The organism is Pseudomonas sp. MH9.2 (genome assembly GCF_034353875.1).
Lineage (GTDB): Bacteria > Pseudomonadota > Gammaproteobacteria > Pseudomonadales > Pseudomonadaceae > Aquipseudomonas.
On the sequence record NZ_CP133784.1, the window covers coordinates 3785495 to 3802739 of the forward strand.

At 58.1% G+C, this 17245-nt stretch carries 13 protein-coding genes and 1 tRNA gene; 13 read left to right on the forward strand and 1 reads right to left on the reverse strand.

Annotated features, from left to right (window positions below; translation table 11 throughout):
• The first annotated feature begins 40 nt into the window (after window positions 1-40).
• The 5 genes from hflK to RHM55_RS17605 all read left to right on the forward strand — a co-directional run bounded on the left by hflK (window position 41) and on the right by RHM55_RS17605 (window position 7006).
• Window positions 41-1213, forward strand: a complete 1173-nt coding sequence (hflK, locus tag RHM55_RS17585; protein ID WP_322177575.1) for an FtsH protease activity modulator HflK — start codon at window positions 41-43, stop codon at window positions 1211-1213.
• Window positions 1213-2082 (forward strand): protease modulator HflC, encoded by an 870-nt coding sequence (gene hflC, locus RHM55_RS17590; protein ID WP_322177576.1) that lies wholly within the window; start codon window positions 1213-1215, stop codon window positions 2080-2082. The genes hflK and hflC overlap by 1 nt, the downstream gene beginning before the upstream one ends.
• 292 nt (window positions 2083-2374) lie before the next feature.
• Window positions 2375-3562 (forward strand): ATP phosphoribosyltransferase regulatory subunit, encoded by a 1188-nt coding sequence (locus tag RHM55_RS17595; protein ID WP_322177577.1) that lies wholly within the window; start codon window positions 2375-2377, stop codon window positions 3560-3562.
• Between the two features lie 54 nt (window positions 3563-3616).
• Window positions 3617-4909, forward strand: coding sequence for an adenylosuccinate synthase (locus RHM55_RS17600; protein ID WP_219062433.1), 1293 nt, complete (start codon window positions 3617-3619; stop codon window positions 4907-4909).
• Window positions 4910-5071: 162 nt separating this feature from the next.
• Window positions 5072-7006 (forward strand): methyl-accepting chemotaxis protein, encoded by a 1935-nt coding sequence (locus tag RHM55_RS17605; protein WP_322177578.1) that lies wholly within the window; start codon window positions 5072-5074, stop codon window positions 7004-7006.
• A 129-nt stretch (window positions 7007-7135) separates the two neighbouring features.
• On the opposite strand, the gene RHM55_RS17610 is transcribed toward RHM55_RS17605, so the two are convergent.
• Window positions 7136-7222 (reverse strand) — tRNA-Leu (locus RHM55_RS17610).
• A gap of 223 nt (window positions 7223-7445) precedes the next feature.
• Between RHM55_RS17610 and rnr the strand changes: the two genes are divergently transcribed.
• The 8 genes from rnr to RHM55_RS17650 all read left to right on the forward strand — a co-directional run bounded on the left by rnr (window position 7446) and on the right by RHM55_RS17650 (window position 17170).
• Window positions 7446-10064 carry a ribonuclease R gene (rnr, locus tag RHM55_RS17615; RefSeq protein WP_322177579.1) on the forward strand — a complete coding sequence of 873 codons (2619 nt, stop codon included), beginning with the start codon at window positions 7446-7448 and terminating at the stop codon, window positions 10062-10064.
• The gene (gene rlmB / locus RHM55_RS17620) at window positions 10061-10819 is read left to right on the forward strand and encodes a 23S rRNA (guanosine(2251)-2'-O)-methyltransferase RlmB (RefSeq protein WP_322177580.1); all 759 of its coding nucleotides are present in this window, start codon (window positions 10061-10063) and stop codon (window positions 10817-10819) included. The genes rnr and rlmB overlap by 4 nt, the downstream gene beginning before the upstream one ends.
• 287 nt (window positions 10820-11106) lie before the next feature.
• On the forward strand, window positions 11107-11532 hold the full coding sequence (rpsF, locus tag RHM55_RS17625; protein ID WP_020293663.1) for a 30S ribosomal protein S6: 426 nt from the start codon (window positions 11107-11109) through the stop codon (window positions 11530-11532).
• A 28-nt stretch (window positions 11533-11560) separates the two neighbouring features.
• A complete protein-coding gene (gene rpsR, locus RHM55_RS17630; RefSeq protein WP_002551829.1) occupies window positions 11561-11791 on the forward strand; it encodes a 30S ribosomal protein S18 in 231 nt (76 codons plus the stop codon).
• Window positions 11792-11828: 37 nt separating this feature from the next.
• Entirely contained in the window at window positions 11829-12725 is an 897-nt protein-coding gene (locus RHM55_RS17635; RefSeq protein WP_219062437.1) for a hypothetical protein, read from the forward strand.
• A gap of 19 nt (window positions 12726-12744) precedes the next feature.
• A complete protein-coding gene (rplI, locus tag RHM55_RS17640; RefSeq protein ID WP_322177581.1) occupies window positions 12745-13191 on the forward strand; it encodes a 50S ribosomal protein L9 in 447 nt (148 codons plus the stop codon).
• 110 nt (window positions 13192-13301) lie between these two features.
• Entirely contained in the window at window positions 13302-14696 is a 1395-nt protein-coding gene (gene dnaB / locus RHM55_RS17645) for a replicative DNA helicase (protein ID WP_219062439.1), read from the forward strand.
• 164 nt (window positions 14697-14860) lie between these two features.
• Window positions 14861-17170, forward strand: a complete 2310-nt coding sequence (locus RHM55_RS17650) for a YgiQ family radical SAM protein (RefSeq protein ID WP_322177582.1) — start codon at window positions 14861-14863, stop codon at window positions 17168-17170.
• The last annotated feature ends 75 nt before the right edge of the window (window positions 17171-17245 follow it).

Consider the following 17245-nt stretch of genomic DNA (forward strand, 5'->3'; position numbering starts at 1 on the left):
TGCCGTGGGCGCGTCTTTGCTTTATCAGATGGAGAGCGCTATGGCTTGGAATGAGCCGGGTGGCAACTCGAATAATCAGGATCCTTGGGGTGGTAAGCGCAAGGGCGGCGACCGCAAGGGGCCACCAGATCTCGACGAGGCCTTCCGAAAGCTGCAGGAAAGCCTGAACGGGTTGTTCGGTGGTGGTAAAAAACGTGGTGGCGGCGAGGACGATGGTCAACGCAAGGGCGGCGGTTTAGGTCTGCTCGGCATTGGTCTGGTCGTCATTGCGGCTGTCTGGCTGTATAGCGCCATCTATGTCGTGGATGAGCAGGAGCAGGCCGTAGTGCTGCGCTTCGGCAAGTACTACGAAACCGTCGGTGCGGGTCTGAATATCTATTTCCCGCCATTCGATCGTAAATATATGGAAAACGTCACGCGTGAGCGTGCCTATAGCAAGCAAGGGCAGATGCTGACCGAAGACGAAAACATCGTCGAAGTGCCGCTGACCGTGCAATACAAAATTACCAACCTGAAAGATTTCGTGCTGAACGTCGATCAGCCGGAAGTCAGTCTGCAGCATGCGACTGAGAGCGCTTTGCGCCACGTAGTGGGTTCCACTGCGATGGACCAGGTGCTGACTGAAGGTCGTGAGCTGATGGCCAGTGAGATCAAGGAGCGTCTGCAGCGCTTCCTCGATACGTATCGCACCGGCATCACCGTGACTCAGGTGAACGTACAAAGTGCTGCTGCGCCGCGTGAAGTTCAGGAGGCGTTCGATGATGTGATTCGCGCCCGGGAAGACGAACAGCGTTCGCGTAACCAGGCTGAAACCTATGCTAACGGTGTGATTCCCGAAGCGCGTGGCCAAGCTCAACGCATCGTCGAAAATGCCAATGGCTATCGCGATGAAGTCGTGTCCCGCGCCAAGGGTGAAGCTGATCGTTTTACCAAGCTGGTCGTCGAGTACCGCAAGGCTCCAGAAGTGACGCGTGAGCGTCTATATCTGGACACCATGCAAGAAGTATTCAGCAACACCAGTAAGGTTCTCGTGACCGGTGGCAACAAAGGGCAGAACAACCTGCTCTATCTGCCATTGGACAAGATGATCGAAAGCGGTCGTAGCACCACTGCTCCGACAACCGGCGCACCTGCCGCTGCCAATGAAATCGGCGCACGTGCTGCGACCGAGTCTCAACAGCAGCACGATGCGCGTTCAAGGGAGAGTCGCTGATGAGCAATAAATCGCTGATCGCCCTGATTGTTTGTGTCGTGCTGGCGGTCGTTGCCTGGAATAGCATCTACATCGTTGCTCAGACTGAGCGTGCGGTCTTGCTGCAATTCGGCCGTGTCGTCCAGGCGGACGTCCAGCCAGGTCTGCATGTGAAGGTTCCGTACGTCAATCAGGTGCGCAAGTTCGACGGGCGCTTGATGACCCTCGATGCACCGACGCAACGTTTTCTGACGCTGGAAAAGAAAGCGGTCATGGTTGATGCCTATGCCAAGTGGCGGGTGAAGGACGCTGAGCGTTTCTACACTGCGACTTCCGGTCTCAAGCAGATCGCTGATGAGCGTCTGTCACGCCGTCTTGAATCCGGGCTGCGCGATCAGTTCGGCAAGCGCACCTTGCATGAAGTGGTGTCGGGTGAGCGTGATGCGTTGATGGCGGATATCACCGCTTCGCTCAACACGATGGCAAGCAAAGAGCTGGGCATTGAAGTTATTGATGTCCGGGTCAAAGGCATTGACCTGCCGAAAGAAGTGAACCGCAGCGTTTTCGAGCGGATGAGTACCGAACGTGAGCGTGAAGCGCGTGAGCATCGGGCCAAAGGTAACGAGTTGGCAGAAGGCATTCGTGCCGATGCCGATCGTCAGCGTCGGGTTCTTCTGGCAGAAGCCTATCGTGAGTCTGAAGAAGCTCGCGGTGATGGCGATGCCCAGGCGTCCGCGATCTACGCCAAGGCCTACGGTCAGGATCAGGAGTTCTACGCGTTCTATCGTAGCCTGCGCGCCTACCGTGAAAGCTTCGCGAACAAAAGCGACGTGATGGTGCTGGACCCGAGCAGCGATTTCTTCCGTTATCTGGAAAAATCCAAGCCATAACCGGTTCACCCCGCCGGGCGGCAAAACCGCCTGGCGGGGTGATCGTTTAGGAAAACGTGTGTATGATGCGGCAGCCGGGAAAATCCCGGCTTTTTTGCGTCTGCACGATTGATTGGCCATGGCGTGGTAAAGCGCTGGGCAAGGTTTTTCGAGGAGAGCGGTTTGTAAAGCGGGTCTCGGACCGCTCGTTCTGTTGGGCTTGCATGTAAAAGCGCTCAGAATGTGACCGCACTCTGCTTCACTCAAGGCTCGCCCTCAGGGCTGGCCGCCCGGATCATAGGGGATTGGCGTAATGGCAACGGTTGACCGCTGGCTGCTACCAGATGGCATCGAAGAAGTACTGCCGCCGGAAGCGGCGCGCATTGAAGTGGCGCGCCGTCAGGTGTTGGATCTGTTCCAGAGCTGGGGCTATGAGTTCGTCGTCACCCCGCATATCGAATACCTGGAGTCGTTGCTCACGGGCGCGGGTCAGGACCTGGATCTGCGTACCTTCAAGGTGATCGATCCGCAATCAGGCCGGCAAATGGGTTTCCGTGCCGATATCACGCCGCAAGTGGCGCGTATCGATGCGCACACCTTGCGCCGCGAAGGGCCTAGCCGTCTGTGCTATGCCGGCAGCGTGTTGCATGCGCAGCCGCGAGCCTTGTCGTCCTCGCGTAGCCCGATTCAGTTGGGCGCCGAGTTGTACGGCGATGCCAGCCCGAGCAGTGATGTCGAAGTCATTAGCCTGATGTTGACTATGCTGCAGCTGGCCGACGTGCCTGATGTGCATATGGACTTGGGCCATGTCGGTATTTACCGTGGCCTGGCACGTGCCGCCGATTTGTCTGGCGAGGTCGAGCAGCTGTTGTTCGACGCTTTGCAGCGCAAGGCGATAGACGAAGTCATCGCGCTCACCGCTGATTTGCCAGCTGATCTGGCTGCGATGCTGCGCGCGCTGGTCGATTTGTGTGGTGGTCGTGAAGTGCTTGCGTCCGCTCGTGATCGACTGGCCCATGCGCCTGCTCCAGTGTTGGCTGCCCTGGATGATTTGCTGGCGATTGCCGAGCGCCTTTCCGCGCGCTTCCCGCAATTGCCGCTGTACTTCGATCTCGGTGAGTTACGGGGTTATCACTACCACACCGGCGTCGTGTTTGCGGTGTTCGTGCCGGGCGTAGGTCAGATGATCGCCCAGGGCGGTCGCTATGACGACATCGGCGCGGACTTTGGTCGGGCGCGCCCGGCTACGGGCTTCTCCACGGATTTGAAAACCCTGGTCACCCTGGGGCGTGCGGACATCGAGCTACCGTCTGGCGGTATCTGGATGCCGGACAGTACTGATGCGGCACTCTGGCAGCAGGTCTGCCAATTGCGTAGCGAAGGTCATCGTGTGGTTCAGGCATTGCCTGGGCAGTCGGTGTCTGCCGCGCGTGAAGCCGATTGTGACCGGCAATTGATTCAGCATGATGGGCTTTGGCAGTTAGTGCCGCTGGCTTCTTGAGTTTCCCTGTCGGCCGCAGCCGGCACCAAGTTTGCGCGAATGAGGACAAGTGTTATGGGTAAGAATGTCGTAGTCCTGGGCACCCAATGGGGTGATGAGGGCAAAGGCAAGATCGTTGATCTGCTGACCGAACATGCTACCGCTGTAGTTCGATACCAAGGGGGCCACAACGCGGGTCACACCCTGGTCATCGATGGCGAAAAAACCGTATTGCACCTGATTCCGTCCGGTGTGCTGCGCGAAGGCGTGCAGTGCCTGATCGGTAACGGTGTGGTGGTTGCGCCTGACGCACTCATGCGAGAAATCATCAAGCTTGAAGAGAAGGGTATTCCGGTACGTGAGCGTCTGCGTATCAGCCCTTCCTGCCCGCTGATCCTGTCCTATCACGTTGCGCTGGATCAGGCGCGTGAGAAGGCTCGTGGCGAGCTCAAGATCGGTACGACCGGTCGTGGTATCGGCCCGGCCTACGAAGACAAGGTCGCACGTCGCGGTCTGCGCATCGGCGACCTGTTCCACCGCGAGCGTTTCGCGGCCAAGCTGGGTGAGCTGCTCGATTACCACAACTTCGTTCTGGTCAATTACTACAAAGAGCCGGCCATCGACTTCCAGAAAACACTCGACGAGTGCATGGAATACGCTGAACTGCTCAAGCCGATGATGCTCGACGTCACTGCTGCGCTGCATGAAATGCGCCGCGAAGGTAAAGACATCATGTTCGAAGGTGCCCAGGGTTCGCTGCTGGACATCGATCACGGTACTTACCCGTACGTGACCAGTTCTAACACCACGGCGGGTGGCATCGCGACCGGTTCTGGTTTTGGTCCGATGTACCTGGATTACATCCTCGGCATCACCAAGGCTTACACCACTCGCGTCGGTTCGGGTCCTTTCCCGACTGAGCTGTTCGACGATGTTGGTGCGTTCCTGGCCAAGCGCGGTCACGAGTTCGGTGCAACCACCGGTCGCGCTCGCCGTTGCGGCTGGTTCGATGCCGTCATCCTGCGTCGCGCAATCGAGATCAACAGCATCTCCGGTCTGTGCCTGACCAAGCTCGACGTGCTCGACGGTCTGGAAACCATCAACATCTGCATCGGTTACAAGAACGAAAATGGTGCAGTGATCGATGCTCCAACCGATGCTGACAGCTACATCGGCCTGATGCCGGTTTACGAAGAAATGCCGGGCTGGACCGAATCGACCTTGGGCGCTAAAACCCTGGAAGAACTGCCCGCAAACGCCCGTGCTTATATCAAGCGTGTGGAAGAGTTGGTCGGCGCGCCGATCGATATCATTTCCACTGGCCCGGACCGCAACGAGACAATCGTGCTGCGTCATCCGTTTGCTTGATAAATCGTTGAAATAGTTACTGGAATGCGACAAAGGGCCACTTATGTGGCCCTTTGTCGTTTCTGTCTATCGGTTAGTGCTGGCGCGGCACGGCGCTTGCTGTAATTATCGTTCCAAAGAGTGCCATCATTTTAATGGCATCCGTAGTAGAGGAATAATCCCGTGTCCGCCGTCCTTTCTCTTTTACGTAGCCGCTTGTTGCGGCCTGTGTTCATTGCCCTGGGTGTCGCCCTTTTGGTGCAGGTGTTGGTCGCGGTTGCTCTGACCCGGAGCACGGTGACGGCGCTTGAGGCAGATTTGGCCACTCGACTAGGTGTAGATTCGCAACACCTGTCTGCGGAGCTGGAGCAAGCGAGTCGGGAAGTTACTTCCAGTCTGGATGCGTTGTCATCCAGCACTCGTCAACGCCTGAGTGCAGGTTTGTCATCGCGTCTGAAGGATGAGCAGGTGCAGCTGCGCGGCACGCTCGAAAAAGACCTCAAGGACTCGGCCAATGATATGGCGCAGTTGCTGGCGGCGGTCGCTCCGCGTGCCATGTGGGATAACGATACGCCGACTCTGTCGGAGTTTGCCCGCCGCGCTCAGCGCAATCCCAATGTGCTGTTTGTCATCTATGACGATGCTCAAGGTGAGCACCTGACGCGTTATCTGAATCGCGATAGCCCGCAGATCAAAGCCTTGCTCGCCAAAGGGGAGGGTGACCGGGCGATGGATAAAGTCCTGAACGCCGCCAGGAATGATCCTTCGGTGTATTACGTCGAGGCCGCGATCAGTCCTAATGGCGTCGAAATCGGCAAGGTGCTGATGGGGGTTTCTACCGCAACGGTCGAGCAGGACCTTGCGGCTCTGGACAAGCGCTTCTCCGCTTTAATTGTCGGTGGCGAACAGTTGGTCTCTGACAGTTTGGTGGGGGCGGCGGCCGATAGTTCCGCCGCGTTACGTACGCGTTTGCAGGGGGCGCAAACCGCTGCCTCGGCAATGGCCGCCAACACCAGCATCACGGTCCAGGAGGCGGCAGCGACATTGCGCTGGAGGATCGGTCTGGGACTGGCACTGGTCGGTCTCGGCGTATTGCTGCTGCTGGCCGTAGTGCTCGGGCGCCGGGTCGTGAGCAAATTGCACCTGCTGATTGCCGCGCTGGATGATCTGGCTGCTGGCGAAGGCGACTTGACCAAGCGCGTACAGCTCAACAGTAACGACGAAATCGGTGACATGGCGTCAGCGGTCAATCGTTTTGTCGACAAGCTTCAGCCTATCGTGCGTGAGGCGGGGGATGTGGCGCAGCGTACCGGGGTGGAAATTGGCGCCTTGAGCCTGCGTAACGCCGGGTCGGGCAAGGCGGCTGAATTGCAGCGAGATGAAGTGGCCGCCAGTCTCAAAGCCCTTTCGCAGATGGCGGATGAGGCTCAGGCAGAAAGTAATGCAATGCAGGCGGCCTTGAAGCAGGTTGTCGACATTCGAGTCGCGACCGACGAAAACACGCGGACGTCAACGCAGGTGGGTAACTTGATCGAAGCGTTGGCGGGGCAGGTTGATACCGGCGCCAAGGTCATTGAGCGTCTGGCCCAGCAAAGCGAGCAGATTGAAGTGGTGCTGACGGTTATTCACGGTATTGCCGAGCAAACCAACTTGCTGGCCCTTAACGCGGCAATCGAGGCTGCGCGGGCGGGTGAGACGGGTCGCGGTTTTGCGGTGGTGGCAGACGAAGTGCGTGCGCTGGCCAGCAAGACTCAAAGCTCCACAGGTGATATCCAGGCGCATATCGGGGCCTTGCAGCAGGGTGCCAAAGAAGCGGTGGCAGCCATTGGCTTGGCAGGTCGGCAGGCCAGCGAGGGGCTGGCGGTGTTGCGCAGCAGCGCCAAGCTGCAATTGACGGTGCAGGCATCGGTAGAACAGGTTCATGCCGCCATAGGTCTTGCAACCGAGGCTGCGGCGCATCAGGCGCAGGGCGCGCAAGCGGTGAGGGGCCGAGTGGAAGTTATTCATGCTCAGGCTCAGCGCGCGGCTCAGGCGGTTGTAGAAACCACGGCCAGCGGTAAGGTGCTTGATGGTCTGGCTGCACAATTGAAGGCAAGCCTGGGTCAGTTCCGCGCCTGACGGCGCTGAGCTACAGAGTTGGAAGAGGGTGCGCCAGGCGCACCCTGTGGTGGCGGCTTTTGATGGTTGATCTAGAATCTCAAACGCAGAAAACACAAAACCGAGCACGGGGCTCGGTTTTGTTTGAATTGGTGCCCAGAAGAAGACTCGAACTTCCACGACCTTGCGGTCACCAGCACCTGAAGCTGGCGTGTCTACCAATTTCACCATCTGGGCAGTTCGTTGGGTTCAGCAGCAGCTGTTAAGCTATTGTTTACTTTCAACTACAACAACGTTTGCCGTCGTTGTGGGGCGCATCATACGGAGGAGCTTAGTACCTGTAAACCCCCGTTGTGAAAAATATTTTTGAAATAGCGAACGGAGATAGCAAATGGTGTCTTCGCGTTTCAATCCGGTATATGCCAAACTAAATATATATAGATAAGGTGAACTCATTCTAATGGCCGATTGGCAGTCCCTCGATCCCGAGGCCGCTCGTGAAGCGGAAAAATACGAAAACCCTATCCCCAGCCGTGAGCTGATTTTGCAGCACCTTGCCGATCGAGGGTCTCCGGCGAGTCGCGAGCAATTGGTGGAAGAGTTTGGTCTGACAACTGAAGACCAGTTCGAAGCCCTGCGTCGCCGCTTGCGCGCAATGGAGCGCGATGCTCAGTTGATATACACCCGCCGGGGCACCTATGCCCCCGTGGACAAGCTCGACCTGATCCTGGGGCGGATTACCGGCCACCGTGACGGTTTCGGCTTCCTCATCCCTGATGACGGCACCGATGACCTGTTCATGAGCCCTGCGCAAATGCGTCTGGTGTTCGACGGCGATCGTGCTTTGGCGCGGGTTTCCGGTCTTGATCGTCGGGGTCGTCGCGAAGGCGTGATCGTCGAAGTGATCTCCCGTGCGCACGAAACCATCGTGGGTCGCTACTTCGAAGAGAGCGGCATCGGTTTTGTCGTGCCCGACAATCCGAAGATCCAGCAGGAAGTCCTGATTACCCCTGGCCGCAACTCCAGCGCCAAGATCGGTCAGTTCGTCGAGGTGAAGATTACTCACTGGCCGACGCCGCGCTTCCAGCCGCAAGGCGATGTGGTCGAAGTCGTGGGCAATTACATGGCGCCCGGCATGGAAATCGACATTGCCCTGCGCACCTACGATATTCCGCACGTCTGGCCTGAAGCGGTGCTCAAAGAAGCCGCCAAGCTCAAGCCGGAAGTGGAAGAGAAAGACAAGGAACACCGCGTCGATCTGCGTCATCTGCCGTTCGTGACCATCGATGGCGAAGATGCTCGCGACTTCGACGATGCGGTTTTCTGCGAAGCCAAGCCCGGCAAACTGCGTCTGTTTTCCGGTGGCTGGAAGTTATACGTCGCCATCGCCGACGTATCGAGCTACGTCAAAATCGGTTCGGCGCTGGACGCTGAATCGCAAGTGCGTGGCAACTCGGTGTACTTCCCCGAGCGCGTGATTCCGATGTTGCCCGAGCAGTTGTCCAACGGCTTGTGCTCGCTGAATCCGCACGTCGATCGCTTGGCCATGGTCTGTGAAATGACCCTGTCCAAAACCGGCGAGATGACTGATTACCAGTTCTACGAGGCAGTCATTCACTCCCATGCCCGCCTGACCTACAACAAGGTCAGCTCGATCCTGGAGCAGCCAAAAACGGCTGAAGCCAAGGAATTGCGTGGCGAATACGCCGGCGTCGTGCCGCACCTGAAGCAGCTTTATGCGCTGTACAAAGTGCTGCTGAGCGCTCGTCATACCCGTGGCGCGATTGATTTTGAAACTCAGGAAACCCGGATCATCTTCGGTACTGAGCGCAAAATCGCCGAAATCCGGCCGACCACGCGCAACGATGCGCACAAGCTGATCGAGGAATGCATGCTGGCGGCCAACGTGGCCACGGCTGAATTCCTGAAAAAGCACGAAATTCCAGCCTTGTACCGTGTGCACGATGGTCCGCCGCCAGAGCGTCTGGAAAAACTCCGGGCCTTCCTCGGCGAGCTGGGTCTGTCGCTGCACAAGGGCAAAGACGGTCCGTCGCCGAAGGATTACCAGGCGCTGCTGGCAAGCATCAAGGACCGTCCGGATTTCCATCTGATCCAGACCGTGATGCTGCGTTCGTTGAGTCAGGCGGTGTACGGCGCGGATAACCAGGGTCACTTTGGCCTGAATTACGAGGCGTATACGCACTTCACTTCGCCGATTCGTCGCTACCCGGATTTGCTCACGCACCGGGCTATCCGCAGCGTGATCCATTCCAAGCAAGATACCCCGCACGTTCGTCGTGCGGGTGCCATGACCATCCCGAAAGCGCGCATCTATCCATACGATGAGGCGATTCTGGAGCAGTTGGGCGAACAGTGTTCCATGAGCGAACGCCGTGCCGACGAAGCTACGCGTGACGTGGTCAACTGGCTCAAGTGCGAGTTCATGAAAGACCGCGTGGGCGAGTCGTTCCCAGGCGTGATCACGGCGGTTACCGGTTTTGGTCTATTCGTTGAGCTGACCGACATCTACGTCGAAGGCTTGGTGCACGTCACTGCCTTGCCGGGCGATTACTACCACTTCGATCCAGTGCATCACCGCTTGGCGGGCGAGCGCACCGGTCGCAGCTTCCGCTTGGGCGACACTGTTGAAGTGCGGGTCATGCGCGTCGATCTCGACGAACGCAAGATCGACTTCGAGATGGCTGAAAAAACCATCAGCGCGCCGATTGGTCGCAAGCGTCGTGGTGCTGAGCCGGCTGCGACGGAAAAAGCAGCTGCGCCAGCCAAGGCGGGGCGCCGTGGCGCTTCGACCAAGGCTGCGCCAGTGACTGAAGCCTATCGCCCAAGCGATGCCGTCGCGAAAAACGCGGAAGTGCGCAAAAGCCGTGAGCTGAAGCAGGCCTTGCTGGCAGAAGCGAAAGGTGGTGGAAGGGCGGCGTCGGGAAAGTCCAGTAAAGTGGATTCCGATTCGTCGGCCAAGCCAGCCAAACCGAGCAAACACCGTAAAGGCCCGCCAAAAGCGGGCTCGGCCCCTGCTGCGAAAAGCGGTGGGGTGCGTAAACCTAAGGCCAAGTCATGAGTCAGTTGGAAAAAATCTACGGTTTGCATGCTGTAGAAGCGTTGTTGCGTCACCACCCGAAACGCGTCAAGCAAGTCTGGCTGGCTGAAAACCGCAACGATCCGCGGGTTCAGGTGTTGATCCAACTGGCTAACGAAAATCGTGTGTCTGTGGGTCAGGCCGAGCGTCGCGAAATGGACGTCTGGGTCGAAGGCGTGCACCAAGGTGTGGTTGCCGAGGTCAGCCCGAGTCAGGTGTGGGGTGAAGCCATGCTTGATGAGTTGCTCGACCGTACCGAAGGCGCGCCACTGATTCTCGTGCTCGATGGTGTGACCGATCCGCATAACCTCGGCGCGTGCCTGCGCACTGCCGATGCGGCCGGTGCGCTCGCGGTTGTGGTGCCAAAGGACAAGTCGGCGACATTGACGCCGACGGTCCGGAAAGTGGCCTGCGGCGCGGCGGAAGTCATCCCGTTGGTGGCGGTCACCAACCTGGCCCGCACCCTTGAGAAGCTTCAGCAGCGCGGCCTTTGGGTCGTGGGTACGGCGGGTGAGGCTGAGGTTGAGCTGTATCAGCAAGACCTGACCGGCCCGACGATTCTGATCATGGGCGCCGAAGGCAAGGGCATGCGTCGCTTGACTCGCGATCATTGCGATTACTTGGTGCGCCTGCCGATGGCCGGCAGCGTCAGCAGCCTGAACGTCTCTGTGGCGACGGGCGTGTGTCTGTTCGAAGCGTTGCGTCAGCGCAGCGTCAAGGCAGCCGCGAAGAAGTAACCCTTGTAGGCGCGCGCTTGTCCGCGATGGAACGATAACGCTGTGTGTCAGGCAGACCGCGTCGTTGCTATCGCGGGCAAGCGCGCTCCTACAAGTATTGAGTAGTACTCATTGCTCAAATAATCACCAATTGCCTTGCGCCCCACCAAGCCCTTCTCTACAATTGCGCCCCTTGCTGTCATGGCAGGCGCTCATGTGCCTGTCCCTGAGCAAGACAAACAGTGTCATTCACTCCTTGTCTGACCGCTTTTTAGTTAGCGGCAGGCTACAACCCGTAAGGAGCATTCATGCGTCATTACGAAATCATCTTTTTGGTCCACCCGGATCAAAGCGAGCAAGTCGGCGGCATGGTTGAGCGTTATACCAAGCTGATCGAAGAAGACGGCGGCAAAATCCACCGTCTGGAAGATTGGGGCCGTCGTCAACTGGCCTATGCAATCAACAATGTTCACAAGGCTCACTACGTGATGCTGAACGTTGAATGCACCGGTAAAGCTTTGGCTGAACTGGAAGACAACTTCCGTTACAACGATGCCGTGATCCGTAACCTGGTCATCCGTCGCGACGAAGCCGTTACTGGCCAGTCCGAGATGCTCAAGGCTGAAGAAAACCGCAGTGAGCGCCGTGAGCGTCGTGACCGTCCTGAGCACTCCGACAGCGCCGATGGCGATGACGGCGACAACAGCGACGCCAGCGATAACGCTGACGAGTAATCCACGGACCTTTTGAGGAGCCAATTACATGGCACGTTTCTTCCGTCGTCGTAAATTCTGCCGCTTCACCGCTGAAGACGTGAAAGAGATCGATTACAAAGATCTCAACACTCTGAAAGCCTACGTATCCGAGACCGGCAAAATCGTTCCAAGCCGTATCACTGGTACAAAAGCACGTTATCAGCGTCAGCTGGCCACCGCTATCAAGCGTGCCCGCTTCCTGGCCCTGCTGGCCTACACCGACAGCCACGGCCGCTGAGACCAGGCAGTCGACAAAGTAGTAAGGGATAGAACGCATGCGCGCCATGGCTAATTTCATCATGCGCGGCCGCGTGCAGGCCACTCTCGTAGTGGTCGGATGTGCGGCGTTGCCGCTGTTGTTCTGGTTGAGTGCTGCCGCGGGTTGCCTTGTGCTTCTGCGGCGCGGTTTGAGTGATGCCGTTGGCATCCTCGCCTGGGCTCTGCTGCCGGCATTGGTCTGGTGGTATTTCGGTGAGCCCCGCACGCTTATGGTGTTGTTGGGTTCGCTAGGGTTGGCAGCGTTGTTACGTGCCAGCGAGTCTTGGGTCCGCGTGCTGCTGGTCAGCGTGGCATTGGGTCTGTTGTATGCAGTAATCCTGGGAGCGGTTTTCCGCGAACCCATCGACGCGATGGCGCTGGAGTTGCAAAAACTCCTGCCGCAAGTCCTCGATGGTCTCTACCAGCAGTTATCGGTAGAAGAGCGAGCGCGTCTAGGGGCACTGATTGCACCGGTCCTTAATGGCCTTATAGCGGCTTTGTTGCAGATCGTCAGTGTGTTGAGCCTGATTCTTGGGCGTTACTGGCAAGCGTTGTTGTACAACCCGGGTGGTTTTGGCCGCGAATTTCGTAGCATAAGACTCCCGCGGGTACCGGCGTTGGTGCTGCTGGTGTGCATGCTTCTGGGGCCGAATTTCGGTCCGCAGATGGCGATGTTGACACCGTTGTGCAGCGTACCGCTGGTGTTTGCAGGGCTGGCCTTGATACATGGCCTGGTGGCTGAAAAGCACCTTGGCAGGTTCTGGTTGGTGGGGTTGTACGTAACGCTGTTGCTGTTTATGCAGCTGATCTATCCGTTGCTGGTGGTGTTAGCCATCGTCGACAGCCTGATTGATTTTCGCGGTCGTTTCGCGTCGAAAGACGTCGATAACGGGTCTGCGAACGGTGAAGGTTAAAAGTTAAGAGGATTTTCACATGCAACTGATCCTTCTGGAAAAAGTCGCCAACCTGGGCAACCTGGGCGACAAAGTGAATGTTAAGGCCGGTTACGGTCGTAACTTCCTGCTGCCGTACGGTAAAGCTACCGCTGCGACCGCTGCCAACGTGGCTGCGTTCGAAGAGCGTCGTGCTGACCTGGAAAAACTGGCTGCAGACAAAAAAGCTTCTGCTGAAACTCGTGCTGCCCAACTGGCTGAGCTGGAAGTGACTATCACTGCCACCGCCGGTGACGAAGGCAAGCTGTTCGGTTCGATCGGCACCCACGACATCGCTGATGCACTGACCGCCTCTGGCGTTGAAGTTGCAAAAAGCGAAGTTCGTCTGCCGAACGGCACTATCCGTAACGTTGGCGAATTCGACGTAGCCGTGCACCTGCACAGCGACGTAGAAGCCACTGTACGCGTTATTGTTGTAGCCGCTTAAAGCAACACTCAATCGTCTGGCGACTTGCTCGTCAGACGGTTAACATCGGGCACGATCCTGTTCACAGGTCGTGCCTTTTGTCTTTTTGTTCCCCCTGATTCCGTGTGGCCATGAACGATATTTCCGCGCCCGAGCAATACGATCTGCAAACCGCTGCCCTCAAGGTGCCGCCGCACTCCATCGAGGCCGAACAGGCTGTGCTCGGTGGCCTGATGCTGGACAACAACGCCTGGGAGCGCGTGCTCGATCAAGTATCGGACGGCGATTTCTATCGACATGACCACCGCCTGATTTTTCGTGCTATCGCCAAACTGGCTGATCAAAACAGTCCGATTGACGTGGTCACCCTTGCCGAGCAACTGGACAAGGAAGGTCAGACCTCGCAGGTCGGCGGCCTGGGCTACCTCAGTGAGCTGGCGAAAAACATTCCGTCGGTCGCCAACATCAAGGCTTACGCGCAGATCGTGCGTGAGCGGGCGACCTTGCGTCAGTTGATCGGCATCAGTGCCGAAATCGCCGACAGTGCGTTCAACCCTGAAGGTCGCAGCGCCGCCGAGATTCTCGACGAGGCCGAGCGGCAGATCTTCCAGATTGCCGAAGCACGTCCAAAAAGTGGCGGCCCGGTCAGCGTCAACGACCTGCTGACCAAAGCTATCGACCGCATCGACACGTTGTTCAACACCGATAACGCGATTACTGGCCTGTCTACCGGTTATACCGACCTCGACGAGAAAACCAGCGGCCTGCAACCGTCTGACTTGATCATCGTTGCGGGTCGTCCGTCGATGGGTAAAACCACGTTCGCCATGAACCTGGTAGAGAACGCGGTTCTGCGCAGCGATAAGGTAGTTCTGGTCTATTCGCTGGAGATGCCAGGCGAATCGCTGATCATGCGTATGCTGTCGTCGCTGGGTCGTATCGACCAGTCCAAAGTTCGCGCCGGGCGCCTGGAGGACGACGATTGGCCACGCCTGACCTCGGCGGTCAATCTGCTCAACGACCGCAAACTATTCATCGATGACACCGCTGGCATCAGCCCTTCAGAGATGCGCGCGCGTACTCGCCGCGTGGTGCGTGAACACGGCGAAGTCGGCCTGATCATGATCGACTACCTGCAACTGATGCAGATCCCGGGTTCCAGTGGTGACAACCGTACCAACGAGATTTCCGAGATTTCTCGCTCGTTGAAATCCCTGGCCAAAGAATTCGCCTGCCCAGTGGTCGCCTTGTCCCAGCTCAACCGTTCCCTTGAGCAGCGCCCTAACAAGCGCCCGATCAACTCCGACTTGCGTGAATCCGGAGCGATCGAGCAGGATGCTGACGTCATCATGTTCGTTTACCGGGACGAGGTGTACCACCCGGAAACCGAGCATAAAGGCATCGCCGAGATCATCATCGGCAAGCAGCGTAACGGTCCCATCGGTACAACGCGGCTGGCGTTCATCGGCAAATACACCCGTTTCGAGAACCTCGCGCCGGGCAGTTACAACTTCGACGACGAGTGATTCGCTGGCGACCTTGCAGGCACGTCAGCGCCTGCAGGGGATTTCAGCCTGCACACCCTTTTCCGACCATTGCGGTCGGAATTGGTTATTTTTTGTGCTATATTCCGCGACCGCGATTTTGTCGATAAAAATCGCCTCCCTGAACACCAACGCCGGTCATCGTCATGCAAGCAGCCAAGCCGTTATTTGACTATCCCAAGTACTGGGCCGAATGTTTCGGACCAGCGCCTTTCCTGCCCATGTGCCGGGAAGAAATGGATCAGCTGGGTTGGGATTCCTGCGACATCATCATCGTTACCGGGGATGCGTACGTTGACCATCCGTCGTTTGGCATGGCAATCATCGGCCGGCTGCTGGAGTCCCAGGGCTTCCGCGTCGGGATCATTGCCCAGCCGAACTGGCAGTCCAAAGACGACTTCATGAAGCTCGGTGAGCCAAATCTGTTCTTCGGTGTCGCTGCCGGCAACATGGACTCGATGATCAACCGCTACACCGCCGACAAAAAAGTGCGCTCCGATGACGCGTATACGCCTGGCGGTATGGCCGGTAAGCGTCCAGACCGTGCCAGCCTGGTGTACAGCCAGCGCTGCAAAGAAGCCTACAAGCATGTGCCGATTGTATTGGGCGGTATCGAAGCCTCGTTGCGCCGCATTGCCCACTACGATTACTGGCAGGACCGGGTTCGCAACTCGATCCTCATAGACGCCTGCGCCGATATCCTGCTGTACGGCAACGCGGAGCGGGCCATTGTCGAAGTCGCCCAGCGTCTGTCCTACGGTCACAAGATCGAAGACATCACCGACGTGCGCGGCACCGCATTCATTCGTCGCGACACGCCGCAAGGCTGGTACGAAGTTGATTCCACGCGTATTGACCGTCCGGGCAAGGTCGACAAGATCATCAACCCGTACGTCAACACCCAGGACACCCAGGCCTGCGCCATCGAGCAGGAAAAAGGTCCGGTGGACGATCCGCAGGAAGCCAAGGTCGTGCAGTTGTTGGCCAGCCCTCGGATGACTCGCGATAAGACAGTCATTCGTCTGCCGTCCATGGAAAAAGTCCGCGCTGACGCCGTGCTCTATGCCCACGCCAACCGCGTGTTGCACCTGGAAACCAACCCGGGCAACGCCCGCGCACTGGTACAGAAGCACGGCGAAGTGGACGTCTGGTTCAACCCGCCACCGATTCCGATGACCACCGAAGAAATGGACTACGTGTTTGGCATGCCCTATGCGCGTGTTCCGCACCCGGTGTATGGCAAGGAGAAAATCCCGGCCTACGACATGATCCGTTTCTCGGTGAACATTATGCGTGGCTGCTTCGGCGGCTGTACCTTCTGCTCGATCACCGAGCACGAAGGGCGGATCATTCAGAACCGTTCCGAAGAGTCGATCATTCGCGAGATCGAAGAAATTCGTGACAAGGTTCCGGGTTTTACTGGCGTGATCTCTGACCTCGGCGGCCCGACCGCGAACATGTATCGCATCGCCTGCAAGAGCACCGAGATCGAATCCGCCTGCCGTAAACCGTCCTGCGTGTTCCCTGGCATTTGCCCGAATCTGAACACCGACCACTCGGCGCTGATTCAGCTGTACCGCAGCGCCCGGGCATTGCCCGGCGTGAAGAAGATCCTGATCGCCTCCGGCCTGCGCTACGACCTGGCGGTCGAGTCACCGGAGTACGTCAAAGAGTTGGTGACTCACCACGTCGGTGGTTACCTGAAGATCGCCCCGGAACACACCGAGGAAGGTCCGCTCAACCAGATGATGAAACCGGGCATTGGCAGCTATGACAAGTTCAAGCGCATGTTCGAGAAGTATTCGAAAGAAGCCGGTAAAGAGCAGTACCTGATCCCGTACTTCATCGCAGCCCACCCAGGCACCACCGATGAAGACATGATGAACCTGGCGCTGTGGCTCAAGGGCAACGGTTTCCGCGCCGATCAGGTGCAGGCGTTCTACCCGTCGCCGATGGCCACCGCCACCGCTATGTATCACTCGGGCAAGAACCCGTTGCGCAAAGTGACCTACAAGAGCGACTCGGTCACTATCGTTAAAAGCGAAGAGCAACGCCGGCTGCACAAGGCATTCCTGCGCTACCACGACCCGAAAGGCTGGCCGATGCTGCGTGAAGCCCTCATACGCATGGGCCGCTCCGACCTGATCGGGCCGGGCAAGAATCAGCTTATCCCGCTGCATCAACCCGCGACGGATAGCTATGAAAGCGCCCGTCGCAAGAACTCGACGCCGGCTGGCAGCCATAAGGTTGCCAAGACCACGAAGAGCACGCTGATTCAGACCCAGCACACGGGTCTTCCACCTCGTGCAAGCGATGGCGGCAACCCGTGGGACAAGCGCGAAGAGGCTAAAGCCGCGGCGTTTGCCCGCAACAAGCAGGCGGCCAAAGAGCGCATTGAGGCCGCCAAGGGCGGCAAGAGCCAGCGGCCCGTGCGCAAGCCAGTGGTTCCACGCTAAGCAGCGAGCCCATGCACCACAACGCCAGCCTCAGGCGAGCGTTGTGGTCAGGCCGTCAGGCGTGTTTAACGTCTT

What these genes read in the sequence shown, in the direction of transcription:
- rlmB (WP_322177580.1), top strand. Translation starts at nt 10,061, where the DNA reads ATGAGTCAGTTGGAAAAAATCTACGGTTTGCATGCTGTAGAAGCGTTG.
- hflC (WP_322177576.1), top strand. Translation starts at nt 1,213, where the DNA reads ATGAGCAATAAATCGCTGATCGCCCTGATTGTTTGTGTCGTGCTGGCG.
- dnaB (WP_219062439.1), top strand. Translation starts at nt 13,302, where the DNA reads ATGAACGATATTTCCGCGCCCGAGCAATACGATCTGCAAACCGCTGCC.
- RHM55_RS17635 (WP_219062437.1), top strand. Translation starts at nt 11,829, where the DNA reads ATGCGCGCCATGGCTAATTTCATCATGCGCGGCCGCGTGCAGGCCACT.
- hflK (WP_322177575.1), top strand. Translation starts at nt 41, where the DNA reads ATGGCTTGGAATGAGCCGGGTGGCAACTCGAATAATCAGGATCCTTGG.
- RHM55_RS17600 (WP_219062433.1), top strand. Translation starts at nt 3,617, where the DNA reads ATGGGTAAGAATGTCGTAGTCCTGGGCACCCAATGGGGTGATGAGGGC.
- RHM55_RS17650 (WP_322177582.1), top strand. Translation starts at nt 14,861, where the DNA reads ATGCAAGCAGCCAAGCCGTTATTTGACTATCCCAAGTACTGGGCCGAA.
- rplI (WP_322177581.1), top strand. Translation starts at nt 12,745, where the DNA reads ATGCAACTGATCCTTCTGGAAAAAGTCGCCAACCTGGGCAACCTGGGC.
- rpsR (WP_002551829.1), top strand. Translation starts at nt 11,561, where the DNA reads ATGGCACGTTTCTTCCGTCGTCGTAAATTCTGCCGCTTCACCGCTGAA.
- rnr (WP_322177579.1), top strand. Translation starts at nt 7,446, where the DNA reads ATGGCCGATTGGCAGTCCCTCGATCCCGAGGCCGCTCGTGAAGCGGAA.
- RHM55_RS17595 (WP_322177577.1), top strand. Translation starts at nt 2,375, where the DNA reads ATGGCAACGGTTGACCGCTGGCTGCTACCAGATGGCATCGAAGAAGTA.
- rpsF (WP_020293663.1), top strand. Translation starts at nt 11,107, where the DNA reads ATGCGTCATTACGAAATCATCTTTTTGGTCCACCCGGATCAAAGCGAG.